At 64.7% G+C, this 4,589-nt stretch carries 3 protein-coding genes; 1 reads left to right on the plus strand and 2 read right to left on the minus strand.

Features of this window, described 5'->3' with window-relative positions; all coding sequences use genetic code 11:
- Positions 1–95: 95 nt before the first annotated feature.
- On the plus strand, positions 96–2,597 hold the full coding sequence (locus EOL86_12185; GenBank protein ID NCD26333.1) for a PAS domain-containing protein: 2,502 nt from the start codon (positions 96–98) through the stop codon (positions 2,595–2,597).
- A 1-nt stretch (position 2,598) separates the two neighbouring features.
- Here EOL86_12185 and EOL86_12190 read toward each other — a convergent pair whose 3' ends face one another.
- Both EOL86_12190 and pstA read right to left on the minus strand, forming a co-directional pair.
- Positions 2,599–3,639: a DUF475 domain-containing protein gene (locus EOL86_12190; protein ID NCD26334.1), complete on the minus strand. Its 1,041-nt coding sequence runs from the start codon at positions 3,637–3,639 to the stop codon at positions 2,599–2,601.
- Between the two features lie 137 nt (positions 3,640–3,776).
- The coding region (pstA, locus tag EOL86_12195; GenBank protein ID NCD26335.1) for a phosphate ABC transporter permease PstA at positions 3,777–4,589 on the minus strand (813 nt) is incomplete at its 5' end.

The raw sequence follows: 4,589 nt of genomic DNA on the forward strand, positions 1-4,589 counted from the left end.
GACGCGGTTTCGACGTCGTCCCGTCACACTGTTCTGGTCGGTTCTCCGGCGAAAGAAGGAGAGCCTTTTAACCGCCAGACACGGATGGAGAACGGATGTTCGCTCGATGTGGTTTTCAGACCCGGCTTGTTGTAGTTGCCATTGGCATTGTCGTGGTGACGATTGTGTGTCTTTCCGCCGTGCAGGCGGTGTTGACCCGCCAGATGCATGTGGATCGCGGCCGGGAAACGTTGGCGGGCGTGTCCCACACGTTGGGACAGGCCCTGGGCCTTCAGGATGGCATGGCCAGGCGCAAGATCGCCTCGGATTTGGGTGTGCTGGCCACGCAGTTTGAACTGAGCGGGTTTCCGGTGCTCGAACGGCTTCTGGACGTTTCCCTGACCGCGCGCGACCAGGATCAGGGTGGATCAGAGGCGTTAATACTGCCGGCTCTGAAGCACGGTTCCGGGTATCTGCACGAAAATACGGCCGTGGTGGACAAGGTGGCGGAGCTGACCGGGGCCGTGGCTTCGATTCTGCAAGTGCACGAGGGGCGCTTTATCCGCGTGTCCACCTCGCTTCGGAGCGGAGAGTCCGGCTGGGGGCGCGGCTCCCTGCTGGCGGCGGCGCATCCGACGAGCCTGGCCCTGGCCCGGGGCGAGGCGGTATCCGGCCTCATGCTTCTGGACGGCGTCTGGCACCTGACGGCCCAGACGCCCATCCGCGACCTGGCCGGGACGGTCATCGGCGCCCTGGAAGTGGCCCGGCCATTGGTCAGTCCGGAATTTGCCGCGTTCGTGCGCGAGGTCGGGGTGGGCGGACACGGGGGCACGTTCGCCGTGGACCGGAGTGGGCGGATGGTCATCGATCTGCCCGGTCGGGAGGACGAATGCGCGGCCCTGGCCTCCCGGTCCGATCTGGGCGCGGGCGTGGTTTCCCTTGATTCCGGCCAGGTCGTGGACGTGGTCGGTCAGGATTTCACGCCGTGGGGTCTGCGTTTCGTAACCTGGGTGGATCGGGAGGATCTCATGGCCGGGGTTGATGCCCGTTTGGCGCGTTCGGGCCTGGTCAGCGCCGGACCGCCGTTGCTCGTCGCCCTGGTGCTGATTTGGTGGATCGGTCGACAGCTGTTGCGCCCTGTCCGACGACTGGCCGCGGTTTGCGAGGATGTCATCAGGGGCGATTTTTCCTTCGGCATTGCCTATGCGGGACGCGATGCCCTGGGACAGGCCATTCGGGCCGTGGGGGCCATGGTCGCGGAACTCAAGAACAAGCTTGGTTTTGCCCAGGGGGTGTTGCATGGCGTGATCGTGCCGTGCGTGGTCGTGGACACGGACAACCGTATCCAGCACGTCAACGCCGCAGCCCTGGACGTGGTCGGCCATCCCGGAGAGCCGGAACTGTATCTGGGTCAGACCATGAACGCCTTCGCCTATTCCGGGGCGCGGGAACAAACCCTGACCCGGCGGGCCATGGACGAACGGCGGCGGGTCGAGGTCGAGATCACCCTGAATCGGATCGACTCCGGAACCGTGGCCCATCTGCGGGTGGCGGCCACGCCTATTTACGATTTGGACGGCACCCTGATCGGAGCCATGGCCATTTGGATCAACCTGAGCGAGGAAAAGGCGACCCAGGCCCATATCGAGACCCAAAACCGGGCCATGGCCCAGGCCGGACGCGAGGCGGCGAGTGTTTCCCGTGAATTGACCCGCGCGGCTCGGGAGCTGGCTGAATCCATCCAGGCCTCGCGACGCGGGGCGCGGGAGCAGCAGGAAGAGGCCGCCCGCGCGGCCCAGGCCATGGAGGGCATGCAGGCCTCCCTGGCGCGGGTGGAGGAGAAAACCGGGTCTTCGGCTGATCTGGCGGATCAGGCCGTGGTCAAGGCCGGCGACGGTCAGTCCGTGGTGCGGTCGTCCATGGAGGTCATGGACGAGGTTTCGGCCCGGGCGCGGTCCCTGCACGAGGATCTGGCCCGCCTGGACGACACGGCCCGCAGCATTGGCGCGATCATGAACATGATCGGGGACATCGCGGACCAGACCAATCTTCTGGCCTTGAACGCGGCCATCGAGGCGGCCCGGGCCGGCGAGGCCGGGCGGAGATTCGCCGTGGTCGCGGACGAGGTCCGCAAACTGGCCGAAAAGACCATGACCGCCACCCGTCAGGTGGAGGACTTTGTCCGCGCCATCCAGCGCGGAGCCGGGGAGAGCATGGCCAACGCCGCGTTGACCAACGAGGCCATGCACCGTTGCCGGGAGCTGGTGCACGGATCCGGCACGGCCCTGGATGAAATCGTGGCGGTTATCGGCGCTTCGGCCCGTCAGGTCCGCGACATTGCCCAGGATGTGGTCCAGCAACGCGAGAGCGGCGGCAGGATTTTGGCGGCCACGGACGAGATGGCCGTCATCGCCAGTGGCAACGTCCAGGCCATGGACGCCTCGGCCCAGGCCATCGCCACCTTGAACGAGCTGGCCGCGTCGTTGCTTGGGAGCATCGGCGGCATGGGGCTTGATTCCGGCCGCGAGCCCCTTGTCCAGGGCGCGGCGCACGTCACGCCGATCGGAGCGCGCTCCATTCGTGAACAGGCGGGGTCGGATTTGGCGTTGTCGGCGTGAGTTATTGGCGGTGTTTTTGGATGATGCTGGTCGCGACGCCCGCGCCGAGGATGACCATGCTGGTCAGTCCCGTGGTGATTTCACCGCCGGGCAGGTGGTGTCCGGCCGCGGACAGGAACATGACCGCGACCAGAAAGCCGATGGCCCAGAAGGCCGCCGGTTCCAGATATTTGTATTGCTCCAGGGTGCCGCGCGCGACCAGATAGACGGTCATGGAGCGTACGAACATGGCCCCGATGCCCAGGCCGGCGGCGATGAGCCAGAAGTTGTTGGTGATGGCGAAGGCCGCGACCACGCCGTCAAAGGAAAAACTGCTGTCGAGAATTTCCAGATAGACAAAACCCACCAGACCGCTGCGCGCGGCCACGGCCGCGATATCGCCGCCGCCCACGATGTGCTTGAGCACGTCGATCAGGGCGTGGATGGCGAACCCGCTCAGGCAGCTGATTAAAAATGTGTACCTGTCGGACTGGGGCAAAAGGCCCCCGGCCAACATGACCGTGATGATGGTCAGGCTGGCGGCCGCGTTGTGCACGCCGCCGGCCCGGGCCATGAGTTTTTCCACGCCCGGCAGCCAGTGTGTCTCTTTTTCGACGTTCAGAAAATAGGTCAGGGCGACCATGAGCAGAAACGTGCCGCCGAAGCCCATGATGCTCAGGTGGCTGTCCTCCATGATTTGCCGGTACTGTTCCGGTTGGGTCGTGGCGATGGTCCAGGCTTGGCTGAAATCCATGTTGCCGGCCACGGCCGTGATCAGGATGGGAAACAGGACGCGCATGCCGAACACGGCGATGGCGATGCCCACGGTCATGAACATGGTCTGCCAGAAGGGCGTCATGGCTCTGAGAACCGTGGCGTTGACCACGGCGTTGTCCAGGGACACCGAAATTTCCAGGCAGGACAAAAGGGTGGTGGTCAGCAGGAAGGATAGGGCCATGCCCATGCCGCCGTTGTGGTGCCCGAAGGCAAAGGCTCCGCCCAGTCCGAGGACGGTGAAGATGATGGATTCCAGAAAATAACTGATGGTGCGGCGTTGTTTCATGGCGGATGTCCTGGTCGAAGCGATGGTTTACCGGGCGGGTAGACCGCGCCCCGGACGGCGTCAAGCGCAACGCAAGCGGCCCGCGTTCACGAGCTTGTCGTGAACACGGGCCGCTTGGCGAGGAAGGTGTTACACACCTACCACTTACGCTCGTATTTGTTGCGCAGGAGGATGGCCAGGGCGTTCATGGACAGGAGCACGGCCAGCAGCACGATGATTCCGGCCGAGGTTCGCTCCGTGAAGGCCCGGATGGAATCCGAGGACCAAGTGTAGATCTGGGCCGGCAGGACCGTGGCCGCGCTGGTGAAGCCGGTGGGTACGTCCGGGATGTAGGCCATCATGCCGATGATCAGCAGCGGCGCGGTTTCGCCGATGGCGCGGGCCAGGCCGATGATGGTGCCGGTCAGGATGCCGGGCAGGGACAGGGGCAGGACATGGTCCCAGACCACCTGCCAGTGCGTCGCGCCCAGGGCCAGGGCTCCCTCGCGGATGGAATCGGGGATGGCCCGGATGGCGGCGCGGGTGGAGATGATGATGACCGGAAGGGTCATGAGCCCCAGGGTCAGGCCGCCGACCAGGGGTGAGGACCGGGGCAGGCCCATGAAATTGATGAAGATGGCCAGCCCCAAAAGGCCGAAGAGGATGGACGGGATGGCCGCGAGGTTGTTGATGTTGACCTCGACGATGTGCATCAGCCGGTTGTCCGGGGCGAATTCCTCCAGATAGACCGCGGCCATGACGCCGGCCGGGAAGCTGAACAGAAAGGTCACCACCAGCAGATACAGGGAGCCCATGGCCGCGGCCATGATGCCGGACATTTCCGCCAGCTTGGAGTCGCCGTTGGTGAAGAATCCGACGTTGAAGGTTAGCTTGGCCGCGCCCTCGGCCTTGAGCTTGTCGACCAGGGCGATCTGTTTGGGCTTCAGGCGATTGGGCTTGCCTTTCAGATA

The sequence above is a fragment of the Deltaproteobacteria bacterium genome (genome assembly GCA_009930495.1).
Taxonomy (GTDB): Bacteria; Desulfobacterota; Desulfovibrionia; order Desulfovibrionales; family Desulfomicrobiaceae; genus Desulfomicrobium.